Annotated in this window: 17 protein-coding genes; 2 read left to right on the top strand and 15 right to left on the bottom strand. The window is 47.6% G+C overall.

The genetic code is table 11. From position 1 onward, the window contains the following. Positions 1-51: 51 nt before the first annotated feature. From MKY44_RS10385 to MKY44_RS10365, 5 genes are all read right to left on the bottom strand, one after another. Complete coding sequence (locus MKY44_RS10385) at positions 52-1224, bottom strand: Gfo/Idh/MocA family protein (RefSeq protein WP_076330735.1); 1173 nt, start codon at positions 1222-1224, stop codon at positions 52-54. Beyond that, on the bottom strand, positions 1221-2135 hold the full coding sequence (locus MKY44_RS10380) for a sugar phosphate isomerase/epimerase family protein (protein ID WP_341009817.1): 915 nt from the start codon (positions 2133-2135) through the stop codon (positions 1221-1223). Before MKY44_RS10380 ends, MKY44_RS10385 begins: the two co-directional genes overlap by 4 nt. Positions 2136-2476: 341 nt before the next feature. Beyond that, the gene (locus tag MKY44_RS10375; RefSeq protein WP_339300780.1) at positions 2477-2974 is read right to left on the bottom strand and encodes a metallophosphoesterase family protein; all 498 of its coding nucleotides are present in this window, start codon (positions 2972-2974) and stop codon (positions 2477-2479) included. A 59-nt stretch (positions 2975-3033) separates the two neighbouring features. Further along, complete coding sequence (locus MKY44_RS10370) at positions 3034-3468, bottom strand: Rrf2 family transcriptional regulator (protein ID WP_237175906.1); 435 nt, start codon at positions 3466-3468, stop codon at positions 3034-3036. A gap of 42 nt (positions 3469-3510) precedes the next feature. Beyond that, positions 3511-3888: a DivIVA domain-containing protein gene (locus tag MKY44_RS10365; protein WP_017689054.1), complete on the bottom strand. Its 378-nt coding sequence runs from the start codon at positions 3886-3888 to the stop codon at positions 3511-3513. A 199-nt stretch (positions 3889-4087) separates the two neighbouring features. On the opposite strand from MKY44_RS10365, the gene MKY44_RS10360 reads away from it, so the two are divergent. Beyond that, positions 4088-4654, top strand: a complete 567-nt coding sequence (locus MKY44_RS10360) for a TraR/DksA C4-type zinc finger protein (RefSeq protein ID WP_341006957.1) — start codon at positions 4088-4090, stop codon at positions 4652-4654. A gap of 191 nt (positions 4655-4845) precedes the next feature. Here MKY44_RS10360 and MKY44_RS10355 read toward each other — a convergent pair whose 3' ends face one another. From MKY44_RS10355 to MKY44_RS10325, 7 genes are all read right to left on the bottom strand, one after another. Continuing rightward, the gene (locus MKY44_RS10355; RefSeq protein ID WP_341006956.1) at positions 4846-5538 is read right to left on the bottom strand and encodes an ArsR/SmtB family transcription factor; all 693 of its coding nucleotides are present in this window, start codon (positions 5536-5538) and stop codon (positions 4846-4848) included. A gap of 133 nt (positions 5539-5671) precedes the next feature. Beyond that, the gene (locus MKY44_RS10350) at positions 5672-6961 is read right to left on the bottom strand and encodes an MFS transporter (protein WP_341006955.1); all 1290 of its coding nucleotides are present in this window, start codon (positions 6959-6961) and stop codon (positions 5672-5674) included. Between the two features lie 263 nt (positions 6962-7224). Beyond that, positions 7225-7500 carry a barstar family protein gene (locus MKY44_RS10345; protein WP_341006954.1) on the bottom strand — a complete coding sequence of 92 codons (276 nt, stop codon included), beginning with the start codon at positions 7498-7500 and terminating at the stop codon, positions 7225-7227. Positions 7501-7514: 14 nt separating this feature from the next. Beyond that, positions 7515-7955, bottom strand: a complete 441-nt coding sequence (locus tag MKY44_RS10340) for a ribonuclease (RefSeq protein WP_091031755.1) — start codon at positions 7953-7955, stop codon at positions 7515-7517. A gap of 263 nt (positions 7956-8218) precedes the next feature. Further along, complete coding sequence (locus tag MKY44_RS10335) at positions 8219-9226, bottom strand: Gfo/Idh/MocA family protein (protein WP_341006953.1); 1008 nt, start codon at positions 9224-9226, stop codon at positions 8219-8221. A gap of 2 nt (positions 9227-9228) precedes the next feature. Beyond that, positions 9229-9603: a helix-turn-helix transcriptional regulator gene (locus tag MKY44_RS10330; RefSeq protein ID WP_036609188.1), complete on the bottom strand. Its 375-nt coding sequence runs from the start codon at positions 9601-9603 to the stop codon at positions 9229-9231. Between the two features lie 506 nt (positions 9604-10109). Then, on the bottom strand, positions 10110-11258 hold the full coding sequence (locus tag MKY44_RS10325) for an acyltransferase (RefSeq protein WP_341006952.1): 1149 nt from the start codon (positions 11256-11258) through the stop codon (positions 10110-10112). 74 nt (positions 11259-11332) lie between these two features. Between MKY44_RS10325 and MKY44_RS10320 the strand changes: the two genes are divergently transcribed. Next, positions 11333-11725, top strand: coding sequence for a YidH family protein (locus MKY44_RS10320; protein ID WP_243391412.1), 393 nt, complete (start codon positions 11333-11335; stop codon positions 11723-11725). Between the two features lie 177 nt (positions 11726-11902). Here the strand turns inward: MKY44_RS10320 and MKY44_RS10315 are convergent, their stop codons facing one another. The 3 genes from MKY44_RS10315 to MKY44_RS10305 form a co-directional block, all read right to left on the bottom strand. Beyond that, positions 11903-12508 carry a general stress protein gene (locus tag MKY44_RS10315; RefSeq protein WP_017689064.1) on the bottom strand — a complete coding sequence of 202 codons (606 nt, stop codon included), beginning with the start codon at positions 12506-12508 and terminating at the stop codon, positions 11903-11905. Positions 12509-13376: 868 nt separating this feature from the next. Beyond that, on the bottom strand, positions 13377-15896 hold the full coding sequence (hrpB, locus tag MKY44_RS10310; RefSeq protein ID WP_341006951.1) for an ATP-dependent helicase HrpB: 2520 nt from the start codon (positions 15894-15896) through the stop codon (positions 13377-13379). Positions 15897-16049: 153 nt separating this feature from the next. Beyond that, positions 16050-16856 (bottom strand): SDR family oxidoreductase, encoded by an 807-nt coding sequence (locus MKY44_RS10305; protein WP_017689067.1) that lies wholly within the window; start codon positions 16854-16856, stop codon positions 16050-16052. Positions 16857-17020 lie beyond the last annotated feature (164 nt).

Here is a 17020-nt window from a genome sequence, read left to right as displayed (position 1 = left end):
TTTTTATAAAATGTTGATTACAATGAACTCGTCTTTTATAACAAATCGTCTTCATTTAAACGTCTGACTCAGATCAGCAGGTTGACTGCCACTGAATGCCTTGTCTTTCTTCGTCGTGGAACCAGCAATGCGTTCCTGCAGATGCTCATAGAACAGATCCTCATCGATCGGCAGATCCACCCAGTTATCCGTCCAGGTGGACAGCAGCATAGCGTTCGACAATGTTAATCCGTGTATACCATCCTCACCGGGAGCAATAAGTGGTGCGCCTGTACGAATCGCATCAACCCAATTGCGAATCAGACCCGGATGCCCCGTTTCCACACCTGTAATCGGGATTTCACACTTCCAACATTCTGGCTGTCCAAAACCTCCGGTAAACCGCTGATTGAATTCAGGCTCTGATTCGCGAAGTCGCCAGAACGTAAGCTTTCCATCTTCGATTACGATTTTACCTCGGTCTCCGTTGACCTCAAATCGGTTCGTACCTGGTGCTTCACCAGTAGTCGTTACAAAGACACCTGTTGCTCCATTTTCATACTCTACATAAGCGGTTACATCATCTTCTACTTCAATATTCCGATACTTGCCAAACGAACAGAAAGCACGCATTCGTACCGGCATCATACCAATGGTCCACTGCCACAGATCCAGTTGATGCGGGTCCTGGTTAATCAGTACACCGCCCCCTTCCCCTGCCCAAGTTGCCCGCCAGCCGCCGGAATCATAGTAACTCTGGGATCGGTACCAGTTCGTAATAATCCAGTTGGTACGACGTACCTCTCCCAGTTCCCCCGACGCAATCAAGTCTCTTAGTTTAATGTAGAGTGGGTTGGTCCGCTGGTTATACATCATGGAAAAGACTTTACCGCTGGCTGCGGCCGCTTCATTCATCTTGCGTACCTGCTTCGTATACACACCGGCCGGCTTCTCGATCATGACATGCAAGCCATGCTGGAAAGCCTGAATGGCCTGTTCCGGATGGTCATAGTGCGGCGTTGCAATAATGACTGCATCAATCGTACCCGAAGCCATCATCTGCTCAGCATCCTGCCAATAGGTTACCGTTGCCGGAAGATGGCTGGATACCCAGCTTTCCATCTCTCTTCTTACATCACATACGGCGACCAGCTCTGCACCGGGTACTTCTCCAGCCACCAACGTTCTGGCATGTGCTGCTCCCATGTTTCCTATACCAATCACAGCTACTCGTACGATACTCATGACTTCTCCTCCTCGTCCACAAAACGCTCAATTTCGGCGAAAACGTCTGCAAAATGCTGTAACATCGCCTTGGATTCCAAGGCACCACTAAAGTCCTCAATTCCGTAGTATCCGTCATACCCGACGGCACGAAGATCCCGCACCATCTGTACCCAATCGACCATGCCTTCAGTCAGCGGCGTCCAGTGACATTTCCAGGCTGTATTCAGAGTCACTCCGCTGCTCTTCTCAGTCACATTAACCTTTTGCGATTCTTTCCCTTCTGCTTCAAACCACCCGGCATTTTTTACATGTACATGAGCCAGGTAAGGACCCAACAACTCAAGTCCCATTCGATGATTCTCATATCCTTCATGTACCATATTGCCTGGATCGTACAAGACACCCACATGCTGCGGGTCGAGCGATTGCACAAGCCGATAGGCCAGTGATGCCGTCGGTGCTATCGTCTGATGATGCGTCTCTACAATCGCCTTGATGTTGTACTGTTTTGCCAGATCTTGTACTTCACTCAGGTAATCCACGGCTTTACGATACAACTCAGGATAACGGGTCTTGCGATCATATCCAGGAACACCCACACGCATCATTGAAGCTCCTAACCCAGCCGCAGCCTGAAACGCCTGTTCGGTGGCAGGCAGATCTCCACAGTTCAGATACGGTACAAGTGCGATGGATTTTCTACCTTGCCCTAACGCTGCTTCACGAAAAACATGAACCTGTTCCTCCCAGCGACTCGGATCTACCGAACATCGATTATTCCTCCAGTAAGACGGCTCTTCAGACATAGCATCTTCAGGAATTCCACGGAATCTCCACTCAATTCCATCGATCCCCGCTGCAGCCGCAGCCGATGCCAATTCTTCTGCATTCAGATCAGGGGTAGCCACGGTGAATACAGACAGTTTCATCATGATCCATCTCCTTATGTAAACGTATTCATTTCATGTCGTAAAGGCATTGTATCACTCCACTGAACGTCACCATAGGGGAAAACGCCAACAGATGAATGACAGATAACGAACTGAGCACATTCCCCATTCAGAGATAACTTCCAAAAGAATGATGTGATCAAAAATCAAAAAAGACATCCCTGGAACAGATTTGAATTCTGCTCAAAGATGCCTTGTACAATAATCATATAGATAAGATGAAATTTAAGGAAAAGGTTCCCTATCAGTTATCCAGTCGCGACTTCAGTAGCTGGTTCTGGCTCTTGTACTCGTCCAACTTGCAAACAGCGAATATCTCTCTAATCCCGGTCAAAGAACACGTGTTCAGCCTGTATTTTCCCCTGATCTATTGTCATGATGCCAAATGAGTATTGCTTCTGAAAACGTTTATCCGTAGGCGACCCCGGATTAAATACCAGCGTGTTATCGACGGTATGCATCACCGGGATATGTGAGTGTCCGTAGATCACAGCATCCACATGCTGGCCTGCAAAGGTATGAATTGCATTCTGCTCCGTACCCTTTGATCCCAGATGACCGTGCACAAGACCCAGACGAAGTCCTTCCACTTCAACAATACGGGAATATCCCAGTTTTTCAGCGATTTCGGACGGGTCCGTATTACCAGCTACCCCTTCAACTGGTGCATACTCACTAAGCAATGGGTATACGCTCCAATCCGACCAGTCACCGGCATGAAGAATGAGATCGGCACTCGGCAATACATCCAAGAGCCTAGCCGGTAACTTCCGTGATTTACGTGAACAATGTGTGTCGGAGATTACTACAATTTTCATATAACAACCCACCTTTCCTTTAAGCCTTTATGAACATGCACTTTAAGTCTTATTGCAATCTACTCTGTCTGTGATGGAACAGCTTGCATCTGAGTACAGGAACGTTCCATATCTTCGAGTGTAATGGATGCAAAGAACTGCTCCACCTTCGCCTCGGCAACCTGATACAGATTGGTCAGCAAGCTGTCTATATGCAAGCCCACTTCACAATCCGGGTTACAATTGCCGTGAATCGGGAACAATGGGCCTTCGTCCTTGGCAGCCTGATAGATCATGGCTAATGTGATTTCATTGGATGGCTTTGCTAGGTAAAAGCCTCTTGTTCCAGGAGAGGAGTTCACTAATCCTGCCTTTTTCAGCCCGCCCAGAATACGTCTGACGACGACAGGGTTGGTATTCACGCTACCTGCAATATGTGCAGACGTGATTCGTTCAGGCGCGCTGAGTGACAATAACAACAAACAATGCACACTGACCGAAAAATGAGTACTCATGATTAACCACCTTTATTTAATATAATCCAGGATATGCTGACCTTATTCAGAGAACAGATCCTTTTCGGGACGTGCTCTGATCTTGAGCTGTCGCACACTGTATTCTAGTTGTTTTACAATATCATCCAGTTGTTTGCGATCAATCTTGGTTGGATCTTCCACCGGTTTCGCGGACGACTTGAGATCACGGATCGTTAACTGCTGTTCTTGCCATTTGTCCATCAGATCTGCAATATTGGCATAGAAACGTTCGTAATCTTTGATGACCAGATCAAGATAAGCATCTACCTCATCCGGATCATAACCACGAAGTTTATAATTAAATTGTTTTTCATGTATCGATAACGCATCTAGCTGCACTCCCAATTGTTTAAACAATTGTCTCTGTTTATCCAATCTTCGTTTCATATGTTCATCCATATTGACAACCTCCATTATAAGCCAAGCCGTGGTTCTATTTCCTGTAAAGATCATACGGCATTTTCTCTCTCTATTTTTTATAACACATAATCCGTCAGATATAAAACGATACAGCCCTATTCCTCACGAAAATGATTGCTTTTCATCCAATTCGGGTAAAGACTCACTACACCCCACAACGGGAAAGGAGCATGTCCTTATGAGTACATTAACTAAAGATCAACATCAAATACTGAAAAACGCCCTTTTGGAGCAACGTGAAAACTTGCAGCGTCATTTTGAATCCAGCATGGAAGACGGTGCTCCAGTCGAGTCGCTGAAAGATTCAACCGGTGAGCTGTCCTCCTATGATAATCATCCGGCAGATGCTGGTACGGAAACATTTGAACGTAGCCGTGATCTGGCGATTGACGATACATTAACAGACGAATTCAATCAAGTGAACGACGCATTGGAACGTATGGAGCAAGGTACATATGGAACCTGTGTTACGTGCGGAGAAGAAATTCCCTTCGAACGACTTGAGGCTATCCCTTATACCGCTTACTGTATTGACGACACGCCTAATCGGGAGATCAGCAACGATCGGCCTGTTGAAGAAGAAGTAATGACTATGCCTCCGAGTGGTGCTGGAGAAGGAAGACAGCAGCGGGCCGGCAAGTTCGACAACGCAGATGCCTGGGAAGCGGTTGAAGAATATGGCACATCTAATTCCCCCGCAACCGCAGCCAAACGTGATGTAAAGGGCTACGATGAGAACATGTAACTTCGTTATGAACTGAAACGGTAAGCGACAAAATTGAATTGGATTCCATAGGCTGCTCCACCATTAGCCTTCCTTATCACGCATTAAAAAGCCGCCATTGGGCGGCTTTTTCTAGTTTTCTCCTAAGCAGTCTCTCACGTTTGCCGTTACTTGCTTCCAGCGATAACGCTGAACCCATGGATTCCATCCATTTATTCTTTCGATTCACTATCAGATGATGCAGATTCCTGCCGCTTAGACACAGATCGAGACGTTTTCGGAGTTGATTTGCCCTTATCAGACGTAGCTTTCTTTTTCTCTTTTGCATTTGTCTTAGAAGCAGGTATTTTCACTATAGGTTTAGAGAGAGCAGAGAATAACTGAAAGACCTCATGTTCGCCCTGTCGATTCTCTTTCGTTGTATAGGGTTCACAGAGTTTTATGATGTTTTTATACAACTGCTCTACTTCCTCACGGGTTGCATACAGCGTGATGTCCGAGAGAAACATCCGATCTTCGTTTTCCGCCTGATGCATGAATCGCTGACGACTTTGTTCGAACATCTCATTTAATAATTTGAGCGTCTCGGACCGAAACACCTGTTTCAATGGAGAGTTTTCCTTGTCTTCATCTTCGTGACGGAGATGGATCTCTCCGGTGAATGGTTCGTAATATTTGGCGATAATCCCATTAATCTCACGCGTGGAAACAATCGTCAACAGACCAATTTTCTCCAGCTTTTTTACATGATAGTGAACTTTGGCTGGCACCTCACCCATCTGGTCGGCGATCTCTTTGACCGTGGATGGTCTGCCCTGCTTGTTAAACATATTCATAATCTGTATCCGATACGGATCGGAGTAGATTTTAATTTCTTCAATTGTTGAAAGAACCTTGTGCGCCATCCCTGTATCCTCATTTCCGGGGTACCTGTTGTCCATCGATGTCTCTATTATACCGCTGCGTCAGGACTTCGGTCAAAACGAGGCGGAAATAACTTGATACAGAAAATCGGCTAATGATCACTTCTGAATATCTTCACAGAGCACTTCGAAAACTTTTGCTAAGTAACAGCATACCTGCTGACATGGCAAGCATAATACCAAAAACGATAAACAGAACCGGCATGGTCAGCCAATCTGCAAGTGCTCCCGAAACCAGACTCCCAAGTGGTGCAACACTCAAGACAAGCATAGTCTGAAGGGCATACACTCTGCCCAGCATCTCCGAAGGGGTAACTTCCATAAGATAGGTACCAAGCGGTGTTGTAGCCAGCGGAATCCCCATACCCATCAGTAGACAAAAGGCCGCTGCAACCGGCAGTTGGAAGGAAGTCATATAAGCGGGTAGTGCCGTCATCGCATAACTGAGACCCAACAAGACAATACCGCTGATGACCAGCACACTTTTACGATAATTCGCTCCCCTTTGTGTCAACCATACACCGCTAAGCAACATACCTCCCACCATCAGCCCACTGAGCAGACTTAAACCCCCAGCGCCAGCATGCAGCGTTTCAATGACATAGGGTGTACGGAGAACATTAAACGGCATCAGGCAGAAATTAACGAAGGCAAACAGGATGGAGACAATTAACAATAAGGCATGTTTACGGAGAAAATGAAAAGCTTCCGCCATTTCGGAGAATATACTACTTTTGTCGGATGGAAGAGAATCTATTTCAGTTGATGTCCTATCATCATTGTTAGCAGATGTTAAGGTTTCAGAATAGCCCACTCGGCTCATAATTAAAGCACTTAGCGCAAACAACCCGGCATCAATCAGGATCGTCCAGGCAATGCCTATTGTAGCAATAAGGGCACCCGCCACTGCAAGTCCTGCGAGTTCGGCTACTCTGGTTGCGGAAGAGGACATGGCATTACCCGAAAGCAGCATCGATGTGGGAAGCAATCGGGGGACACTGGACACTTCCGCAGGAGTAGTGAAACATTCCAGCAAAGAATTCAGAATTGTAATGACAAACAGATGCCAGACTTCAAGTTGACCCAATCCAAACAGCAGAGCTGTAATCCCCACAAACAACCCGCGACCGGTATTCGTAATCACAATCACTTTTTTGGGAGACATGCGATCAACCAAAGCCCCGGCGAACAGACCCAGAAGGATATTGGGCAAAAAATTCACCGCCAGCAACGTACCCATCAGCACTTTCGAACCGGTCAGAATGTACACCATCCAACTGTAGGCAATCGAGTCAATCGAATCACCAAATCTGGATACAACTTTACTAAGCATAAATTGCATGTACGGTCTGATTCGTATTAACTCACCCATACCTTGCTTGCCAACTGCTGTGTTATCGCTCATCCCTTTTCACTCCTCAACGTTAAAATATTTTTCATGTTAATTTTATTTTAACGTAAGTTATGAAGAAATCAATACCTCCGTGAAAATAATTTTAACGACAAGTAAGCAAAGTAAAATCTCGCTCTACTTTCAGATAATTCGTAATCAACACAAAGACTTTTTGAACAACCTTTTTGGACAACCTCCTATAACACAAAAAAAAACAGACCACATGTGATCTGCTCGGCTAGACGGATTGTATTTAAACTGCCTTTATTTGCTGCTTACATCTCAACACGCAATTGAAATCCAGACTGTTTAGCCTGAACCTCCAACATCAAATCACGTACCCGGCTGGCTTCATTCCCTAGTCGTTCTTCGCTGATTTGGTAGTTGGTCCATTTTAGCTCTAGTGGAAGTTCAATTGTACCCGTCAGGCAATCCCATAGAGCGTCGAGATTACCCCCATAAAAATCTGGCAGCTTCAACTTATCCTTTAATTGCTGATGAAGTTCAGCGCTACTAGCAAAGTCTTCTCCATCCAGAATCACGGTGTTCATGGCTACTCCTTCCTCTATTTCATGCGTGTAAATGATGCATAGTGATCTGTCGTTTTGTAGATGAGTCCATCATTGGAGTACACAATCCGATCCGAATTACGGAAGCCGGAAGTATAGTTAATATCTGCTTCGCGCCATGTACGTCCACTTGCTGAAGGCAGAAGCCCCTCCCGATTGCCAAATACGTCTCCGCCGATGCTTTTCCCAGGAGCCACTACAGCCAAGTTTCCTTGTGAAGCTACCCAGCCGAGTCCTGTTGCCTGTGATTTGGTAATAAAGTTACATGGCAACGTTCCGTTTGCACTCAAATAGTTAGCTACACCTGTAAACGTATTGATGATGGTACATGTTGCAGCAGATGCCTTCTGCTGTCCGACTGGAGTGAACTGTGAACCTGTGAGGAAAACAAACGTTAACAACAATGCCAGTAATGCGGTGGATATCAACTTTTTCATCAATCCGGCCTCCCGATCCCTCAAAGTAGATGAACGTTGTCACGATATGCATCCTGCAAGCTGTAATCTTCTAGTTGTGCGTTCTGCTAGATTATAGTAAACAAGTCATCTCATGACTATTTATATCACATCAATTTGGTAGAAATATCAAATTCAGACGTTTAAATTGTAAAATATTATAATTGTAACATTTTAAGACAGAAAAAAAGACTCTCATCCCTGAAGATGGAGTCTACTATTCTAGTATGTTTAAACTGACCTACCTAATCGATCAGTTGCACACGTTGACGAGTTCGAGCCGATTCCAGGCACGCATCAATCACGCGCATGTTTTGAATAGTATTTTCCGGACTGAAAGGTAAGGCCTCTCCTTCGAGCACAGCCGTTGCAAACGTCTCCACCTGAAGCACATAGGAATTCGACACGGATACACGTTCCTCACGGCTGACCGAATCGGTGTGCACAATAATCTGAGGTGGAATATCGCTGTTCTCCCAGCCAAACACTTTTGGCAGTTCAATCCGCCCTTCCGTCCCGAGAATCTCCATCTCCGCTCGACCTGAAGCCCACATGCCACAGTCAAAAGTTAAAGCTACCGAATTCGGAAATTCTACCAGTCCCGACGCCATCATATCCACGCCATCATGCTCGTCCGAGAATAGAGCGTGAACTGTTACCGCTTCCGGTTCCTGTCCCAGATACATCCGGGCCGCCGAGATCGGATACACGCCAAGATCGAATAATGATCCGCCGCCCATCTCTCTTTTGAACCTTACATTTTCCTTGTCATCAGCGGTATTACAGGTAAAGTTACCATGGATGGCTCTGACGATGCCAATCTCTCCACTAGCTATAATCTCTTGCACACGTCTGTGCTTGGGATGATATCGATACATAATTGCTTCTGCAAAAAGAACGCCATGCTGCTCACACGCCTCGATCATTTCTGCCGATTCATCTGCATTCAGGGCAGCTGGTTTCTCACACAACACGTGTTTGCCAGCCTGTGCCGCTTTGATGGTCCATTCTTTGTGCATATGGTTAGGCAAAGGAATATAGACGGCTTCAATGTCCGGATCAGCGATGAGCTCTTCATAACTGCCATACGATCTGGCAATGCCCAGTTCTTCGGCAAGGGTTTCCGCCTTTTCTTTGCTGCGGCTGGCAATCGCCAGCACCTCACCACGTTCGGACTGCTGGATCGCCGGAATGACTGCATTTTTGGCAATGGTTGACGTACCGAGTACTCCCCACTGTAAATGTCTGTTCATGCTCATCTTCCTTTCGTACCGTAATTGTCCTCTTCTGCCTTGTGTAACATGCCGAGACAACGATCCAGATCCGTTTTGACCTGTTTCTTGTATAATTCAGCTTTCTCCGCACCATCATCCGTGAAATGATATAGAACGATTTCCTGAAAATCGACCTTTGGATCATTGCCCTTCAGCTTCTTTGTGCGATAAAAAACACCTTGCTGTACCAATTCATGCAGTGCCCGATATACCTCGCTCTGGGGTGGTACATAACCGTAGTCTTTGAATTCCTGCTTCATCGCCTCCAGCATCTCGTAACCATACCCCCTGTGCTGTTCAACCATTGTAATTAGATATAGCTTGATAAATGCCCGCTGTGCAATCATAAAAGCCACGTTCATTCCCCTCCTGTCAGAACCTATATATCTAGTATTATAAAACTTATGTTCGGGTTCTGCCATCTTTCTCCGCTTTGCCTCCCTTTTATCCATCTTCAAGGAGGGCGAGCAAGAAATCGTTTGAATACGCGTTAGCCTGGGGGAAGCACGGAAAAAGGTTTTCTGTTGTGAATTTTTCATGTAATGAAATTTTAATTTTTATTCAAAAGAATCAATTTCATAATACCTTTAGCTGCTTCAATCAAGGTTGGATATAGATCGAAACGGTTCAATTTGTCTATATCCAGTTACAGAAATCCATTTTTAGTGAGTTATGAAATTGATTCAAAAGTTGTTTATTTCAGGGCTCAGGGAGTCGTGAGATCGAATTTTAATAATAAGAAAGACTGTGCACAAGCTGTAAAAGCTTTACTACCTGTGCTCCTGTATCTTGTGTTCTTTACTCCCGTACACTTCTGTGCGGCTGTGGTGATCTATTATGAATTTTTCATATGTTGATGGATTCATTTATCGCGAACAGACTTCGGTACGGTTCCCACAATCCATTTGCCCCAGCTTACACGCGAGATAAGCCATGTCAGTACACAGGATAATGTAAGAGCCAACAACCAGGTGATGATCATTCGAACGACAGGGTTCCAGCCCATAGCAACGTAAAACAACTCATCCGGAATGTAGCTATACCGCAGCATCAACATATGCATCAGATAACCGCCATACGATACACCACCAATCCATCCCAGCAATCGTGTAACCCTGAGGTTATGCAGTTTCCCGGCCAGCTGGTACATGACCATAATGGAAGCGATCAGAAAGAGTGCCATATCAGGGCGGATCAAGCTGACTGTGTAGAATGTAATTTTGATTCCTTCCGGCTTCTGAAACTCCAGCATTAATAAATAAGTAAACCGCAGACCCAGAACAATAAACACTGTCCAGTATATCCAGCGCAATCGATGAATCCATTCATTCCAATGCTGGACGGATAACCCCGCGGCTGCACCTAGCACAAAATAAATAAAGAAATAGAGGAAATTGCGGTCTGCATACGTTGTAAAAGCTTCTGTCAGCACCGGGATATTCAGCCGTTCCATGAATTTGGCGATGTTTCCTAATTGATCTGCAAGCACCAGATACACCACGCCAGAAATCAATAATGCAATCATACGCCCCTTGGCCTCATATCGGTTATATACATAACGAATTGCACGCAAGAAGAGCGGAAATAACAGATAAAACTGGATCAGCATAATAATGTACCAAAAGTGTGAAGTCGTTTTGCCCGTAAGCAACTTCAGGCCTAGGTCTGGGATGTCATTCCATCCAAATCCGGTCCAGCCCCGCGGTGCAAGTGTAAAATAAATGAGTGACCAGATCAGGTAAGGCACGATCACGTCGTTTACTCTTTTTCTCATAAACTTGCCGTAATGCAGCTTGTCTCCCGTGTTATAAAACAGCACCATCCCTGTTATGAATATGAATAAAGGAACTGCAAATTTGGAGAGCATCAGCAGTATGGCCAGTAACACGCCATCCTCTAGTTTCGTTTCCGGGACCAGAGAGTAATGTGCGATGGAATGCTGGAGAACTACCGCTCCAAAGGCAATTCCCCTTAAGCTCTCTATTTCTGTAATTCGTTCTTTGCGAGGCATACATTCAGCCATCCTTTCTGGGTTTTACGATAAGAGATATAATGAAAATGAAGCCGTATATTTAATGAACGGAGTTGATTCACATTTCTTTAACAGACAAAGACGTAACTACTACCGATTCCAAGTATGTCCAACAACATCTGGCTAACGAGCGAACTTTTCTGGCCTGGGTGCGCACGGGTATTGCCATGGCGGGCATCGGCTTTCTTGCTGCCGGATTTGGTTTCAATTCGTCGGCGTATGATCAACTTGCACATATTGCGGCGATTATTACGGGTATCACTTCTCTGATTGGCGGCATATCCATCATTGTGTATTCGGCAGCAGCGTATCATCGGAAGCGTACACAAATCAATGAACAGACGTTTCAGGCATCGACCGGATTAATCCGGTTTCTTACCATGATGCTACTGGTGATTGGACTCGCTTTGGCTGTACTGTTATATGTATTGTTATTCCCTGCTTGACTGGGTAAAAACACCTTCCGACATTATTGACACCCACCCATATGCAACACAGGGACAAAAGCCGGCTTCCCTTAAGGAAACCGGCTAATGACCATCTGGTGGATCATATATGTCATTCCATTTTGCAGATAATAAGTCATTGGGTTTTATTTCATATCGATTAAATTCGCGGCAAGATTACAGGAATGTATTGTTACCGAATCGCGCTGCCTTGTTTTGGGCTTCCAATCTGCGTTCTTCCATATCTAGATCGGGACGTTCGGCTGGCACATCCCCGCGATGAGCTGCTTCGGCTCTGTCTCGGTTAAGCTGGCTGTTGCCACTGAACACATCATACACATCGGAGTCCCGATCCGTAGAATCTACGAGCAGCAGGATTTTACCATTCTGTACATACTCCTCATACTGTTTAGCGTCCTCTTCCGGAATACCAAGACCCACAAGTCCACCCACCAATCCGCCAGCTCCTGCACCCACAGCTGCACCGGTAAATGCTGCTGCGATAGGGCCTGCGGCCAGAATGGGTCCTATGCCGGGTATGGCTAGTGCACCGATACCTGCGAGCAGACCGGCTACGCCACCAAGTACACCACCTGTTGCTGCACCAGCAGCCACGCCTTCAGGGGCTTTGGTACCTGTCTCTTCCCGAATTGCCTTCAGTTCATCCCGATCCTGTGTAACAACGGAGATTTCGTCTGAAGTAAATCCTTGTGCTTTCAGACCCTCGATAGCCTGCGATGCTTCACGTTCTGTATTAAACACACCTACGATTTTCTTCTGCATAGTGAATCCCTCCTCATATTATTGAGTGGTTCGCTATGTTATTACCCGCCTAAGTTTCTTTTAAACGTTTGCAAGTCAATATACTATGTGTTGATAGTAAAAAATTACTGAGGTTCATTGCTTTTTAATCCTCATCAGGGTGTGCCTTCAAACTCAGGTATGTGATACGTTGTCAGGCATGCTCTACTTTGAAGGACGCGGGCGTCCAAAACATCTTGAAGTACAGCCTGGCTGATCCTGGCGAATTGTCCAGACGATTTTCTAAGGAACCGAGGACGTCTTATTTAGCCTTCGGGTCTTCATTTTAGTTTGTAAGGAACATGAGACACGTTATTTACCAAAATCACCTGACAAACCTTTGTAATTGGCTGGTTATTCAAATATAGCGTGTTTCAGATTCCTTAGATTACTGCGGGCGCTTTAAATCGTTGAATAAGACCTCACAGGTTCTTTAGCGTTCCGCTCCATGTTTCTGTGCTTCATGTTCAGCCCCAGGCACATCCAGTTACGCTTCGGCTTCGGCAGGTTTGAAGATACGCTCTGGGGTGTGCCTTCAACCTCTAAAGAAGCAGATTTTTCCAAATTCTCGTTCCATGCCGGAAGTTTTCAGCAGGCGTGCCGGGGCACGTCAAGGGAAAGTGACGCAGCATGGGACGAAAAGGCAAAGTGACGTAACATGGAGCGAAAAGATAATAGAAGATGCACGTTAGCGAGTTTTGAGACACGTCCTAGTTAAAGGTGATTCTTTAAGGCAGAGAATGATTAAGATCAGCTACAAAACCGACTGTTGTTCAGCAGAGTCTAACCCTGATGAAGAGCGCCCTTTGGGAGCCAAATCGTTGATATCTGAAAAAACGAAGTAATTCATCTATTTGCCCCGTGGTTTAGCCCGATTTGTGGCGACCGCTTCAAGTGGATTATCCGGCCAGTAATGCTTCGGATAACGACCTTTCAGATCTTTTTTGACGTCAAAGTACGTCTCTCGCCAGAAATTGGCCAAGTCTCGTGTAACCTGTACAGGTCGCTGAGCTGGCGATAACAAGTGGATGGTCAACGGGAATCGCCCACCCGCTATACGCGGTGTCTCCTGTTGTCCAAACATCTCCTGTAATCTTACCGCCAGCGCAGGGTCCTCTGGACGACTGTAGTCCACAGGAATACGAGAACCACTGGGCACCTGTATATGCGTCGGCGCTTCATCGTCCAGTTGTTGTCGTTGCGTCCAGCTCAATCCACCAAGTAATACATCCTGCATCGACAATCTCTTCAGGTCGGCTGCCGATCGCATGCCTGTCAGATAAGGGGTAAGATGTTCTGCCAGCTCTTCGGTCAGATCATCTTCAATCAGGTCGGGCCACTCAGGTAGATGGAGATGCAGGAACCGCAACCTGTCCGCAAGTTGTTTGGACGTTTTTGTCCAGGGCAGACAATCCAGCCCTTCCATCCGTATCCCGGTTAACAGTGCTTCCAGCACCTGATCTTCAGGCGGCTGTGCAATACTGCTCTCTTTAATCACAAGGGCTCCAATCCGAAGTCTCTTATGTGCCCGCACGCTGCGAGTATTGGAATCCCAGGCCACTTGCACTTCATTGTGCAGCAAGTGCTGACCTGCCTGCACCAATGTCTGCTCCTGCAGCGGCGCAGCCAGCAGGATGCGCGCATCTGCGCCCTGGTCGTCTGCCTCGGCTGCGACCAGATACGCTGAACGGCTCAGCGATTCTGTCGCTGCGAGCCGTACGCCGCGGCCGCTGCTCAGCAGATAGCGGCCGTCCTCCCGGCGTTGCCCGATCCGGTCCGGATAGGCGAAGGACAGCAGCAATCCGCAGCTGTCCTCATCCGGCCGCACCGGATCGGCCGCCGGGCCGAGCGCCGAGCGCAGCTGGCGGCTCTCCTGGAGCATGCGCCGCACGGCCGCGCCGTCTGCGACAGCCGCTGCCGCTTGCGGCATGCCGCTGCTGTCCGCGGTCAGCAGCGCCTCTACGCGCGGGCGGAGGTCCGTGCCCGCGCCTGCACTGCCACTGCTGCGGAGGCCGGCAGGCTCCTGCAGCAGTGCCGCCAGCATGCTGGCGTAGCTGGCCAGCCCAAGCTCCGCTGCGCGGAGCAACATGCTGGCCAGTCGCGGATGCACGCCAAGCGTGTTCATCCGCCGCCCGAAGGGCGTGATGCGGCCTGCGTCGTCCAGGCCGCCCAGCTGGCGCAGCAGCGCCTGTGCCTGGCCGTAGGCGGCGTCAGGCGGGGTGTCCAGCCATTGTAGCTCTGCTGGGGACTGGACACCCCAGACGGCAAGCTCCAGCGCCAGCGGCGCAAGATCCGCGGAGGTGATCTCCGGGCGAGCTGCCTCAGGCAGTCCCCCATGAACCTCTTCGCTCCATAGCCGGTAACACACCCCCGGGGCAATTCGCCCTGCACGACCCCGCCGTTGATCGGCTGACGCCTTGGACACCGGCAGGGTGACAAGTCGGCTCATACCTGTGCGAGGCGAGAATGCTGATGCACGACTCAGCCCTGCATCCACCACAATCTTAACTCCAGCGAGTGTGAGGCTGGATTCCGCAATGGAGGTGGACAATACCACTTTGCGCGAGCCCTCAGCCGCCGGACGTATGGCCTCATCCTGTTGTTCCACCGGCATACTGCCATACAAAGAATGAACTTTCACATGTCCAGGAAGAGACCCATTCGATAACTCCCGCTCTGTACGGTGTATCTCTCTTGCTCCTGGAAGAAAAACAAGCACGTCCCCCTCCTGTTCAGCTAATGCCTTGTTCACCGTCTGAGCCGTGAATTGTTCCAGCTGCATAGCTGCCGGTCTTGGCACATATCGTGTTTCCACCGGAAACGTGCGACCCGGACAGTGAATTGATTTTGTGCCTTCACCAAGCAATGCACAGACGGGAACAGGATCAAGGGTCGCCGACATCACCAGCAATTTCAGATCTGGACGTAACATCGCTCGGGATTCCAATGCAAGGGCCAAGCCCAAATCCCCGTGTAGATGCCGCTCATGGAATTCATCAAATATAATCATCGCCGTATCCTCAAGACCCTGGTCCTGCTGTAACATCCGGGTCAATACCCCTTCCGTCACAACTTCAATGCGTGTCCCCTGACTCACCCGGGTATCCATGCGTACACGATATCCTACAGTCTGACCCGCCTTTTCCCCTAGCGTAGCCGCCAGTCTCGATGCAGCCGAACGCGCAGCCAGCCTTCGGGGTTCCAGCATAATGATTTTCCGTCCCGCAACCCACGGCTCCTCCAGCAAAGCCAGCGGTACAACCGTCGTTTTTCCCGCTCCTGGCTCTGCAATTAACACACCTGTATCTTGATCCCGAAATAACTGTCTCAACTCAGGAATAATCTCTTGTATAGGTAACTCTATATGCATATGATCGCTCCTAATGAATGTACCCTACTGCTCTTCAGTATCTCTATTCGAATGTTAGCATTATAACAAAAAAAGCCGTTCCAAAGGAACGACTATCGCAGACATATCCTAAGACACGACTTAAGTAAAATGGAATCTATCCAGAATGCTCACTTAGCTGAGCAATGACTCGGCACCATCAATGACGATCTCTGCTCCGGTAATATGTCTGGATTCGGAAGATGCGAGGAAACTCACCAGATCGGCAACATGTTCCGGCTGACCCGGCCCGTCCGCCAGCGGCTGCTGTCCTTCCGGGAACTCCATCGGAATAATGATCTGTTGCAGATCATCCGTTTTGACCGTACTTTGATCGATATTCGTCGCAATTGCTCCTGGGCAGATCACGTTCACACGTATTTTGAACTTCGCCAGCTCAAGCGCAGCCATCTTCGCAAAAGCAACCTGCCCTGCCTTGGACGTGCTGTACGCCGACATGCCAAAGCTTGAGAAGCGTTGATTGCCATTAATCGAACTCGTGATGATGATACTGCCTCCACCCCGTTTTTTCACGTGAGGCAATGCATATTTAATGGTGAAAAATGTACCATTCAGGTTGGTTGTAATAATCTGCTGCCAATCTTCAACCTGAATCTCCTCAATGGGTGCCGATACACCGTTAATGCCCGCATTGGCAAAAACAATATCCAAACCGCCGAATAACTCAACGGTTTCCAGTACAGCCTTTTCCACACGTGCCGGGTCGGAAATGTCTACATCAAATGCTCTTGCCGCACCGGGGTGCAGCGCATTAATCTCTGCTTCCGTTTCCGAGATCCGATCATTCACCAGATCAAACAATGCAACATGTGCACCCTCTTTAGCCAGCTTGACCGCAGTGGCCTTCCCAATTCCGGAGCCTGCTCCGGTAATAATCGCAACCTTGCCTTGGAACCGTGACTTGCCGTTATGCTGTGTCATTATCCATCCCACTCCTTCATTTTAGCAATTATGTAAGAATGTACGTTCAAGCTCATCGTTAAAGAGGTCGTACTTAAAGTCAATTCTTCACAAGATTACCCAAAAAGAGTGTCTTTTAAATCAACACCAGCAAGTTTTTTCACAGTTGATCTTCGCCGCTGTCA

Source organism: Paenibacillus sp. FSL R7-0026 (assembly GCF_038004485.1).
GTDB lineage: Bacteria > Bacillota > Bacilli > Paenibacillales > Paenibacillaceae > Paenibacillus > Paenibacillus xylanexedens_A.
Note: the sequence above shows the minus strand (reverse complement) of the source record. Positions and strands in the feature narration are given on the sequence as shown.

Excerpts from the sequence above, each read along its gene's own strand:
- MKY44_RS10370 (WP_237175906.1), bottom strand. The coding sequence starts at position 3,468 with ATGAGTACTCATTTTTCGGTCAGTGTGCATTGTTTGTTGTTATTGTCA.
- MKY44_RS10340 (WP_091031755.1), bottom strand. The coding sequence starts at position 7,955 with ATGAAAAAGTTGATATCCACCGCATTACTGGCATTGTTGTTAACGTTT.
- MKY44_RS10305 (WP_017689067.1), bottom strand. The coding sequence starts at position 16,856 with ATGACACAGCATAACGGCAAGTCACGGTTCCAAGGCAAGGTTGCGATT.
- MKY44_RS10335 (WP_341006953.1), bottom strand. The coding sequence starts at position 9,226 with ATGAACAGACATTTACAGTGGGGAGTACTCGGTACGTCAACCATTGCC.
- hrpB (WP_341006951.1), bottom strand. The coding sequence starts at position 15,896 with ATGCATATAGAGTTACCTATACAAGAGATTATTCCTGAGTTGAGACAG.
- MKY44_RS10315 (WP_017689064.1), bottom strand. The coding sequence starts at position 12,508 with ATGCAGAAGAAAATCGTAGGTGTGTTTAATACAGAACGTGAAGCATCG.
- MKY44_RS10375 (WP_339300780.1), bottom strand. The coding sequence starts at position 2,974 with ATGAAAATTGTAGTAATCTCCGACACACATTGTTCACGTAAATCACGG.
- MKY44_RS10385 (WP_076330735.1), bottom strand. The coding sequence starts at position 1,224 with ATGAGTATCGTACGAGTAGCTGTGATTGGTATAGGAAACATGGGAGCA.
- MKY44_RS10350 (WP_341006955.1), bottom strand. The coding sequence starts at position 6,961 with ATGAGCGATAACACAGCAGTTGGCAAGCAAGGTATGGGTGAGTTAATA.
- MKY44_RS10380 (WP_341009817.1), bottom strand. The coding sequence starts at position 2,135 with ATGAAACTGTCTGTATTCACCGTGGCTACCCCTGATCTGAATGCAGAA.
- MKY44_RS10355 (WP_341006956.1), bottom strand. The coding sequence starts at position 5,538 with ATGGCGCACAAGGTTCTTTCAACAATTGAAGAAATTAAAATCTACTCC.
- MKY44_RS10345 (WP_341006954.1), bottom strand. The coding sequence starts at position 7,500 with ATGAACACCGTGATTCTGGATGGAGAAGACTTTGCTAGTAGCGCTGAA.
- MKY44_RS10325 (WP_341006952.1), bottom strand. The coding sequence starts at position 11,258 with ATGCCTCGCAAAGAACGAATTACAGAAATAGAGAGCTTAAGGGGAATT.
- MKY44_RS10365 (WP_017689054.1), bottom strand. The coding sequence starts at position 3,888 with ATGGATGAACATATGAAACGAAGATTGGATAAACAGAGACAATTGTTT.
- MKY44_RS10360 (WP_341006957.1), top strand. The coding sequence starts at position 4,088 with ATGAGTACATTAACTAAAGATCAACATCAAATACTGAAAAACGCCCTT.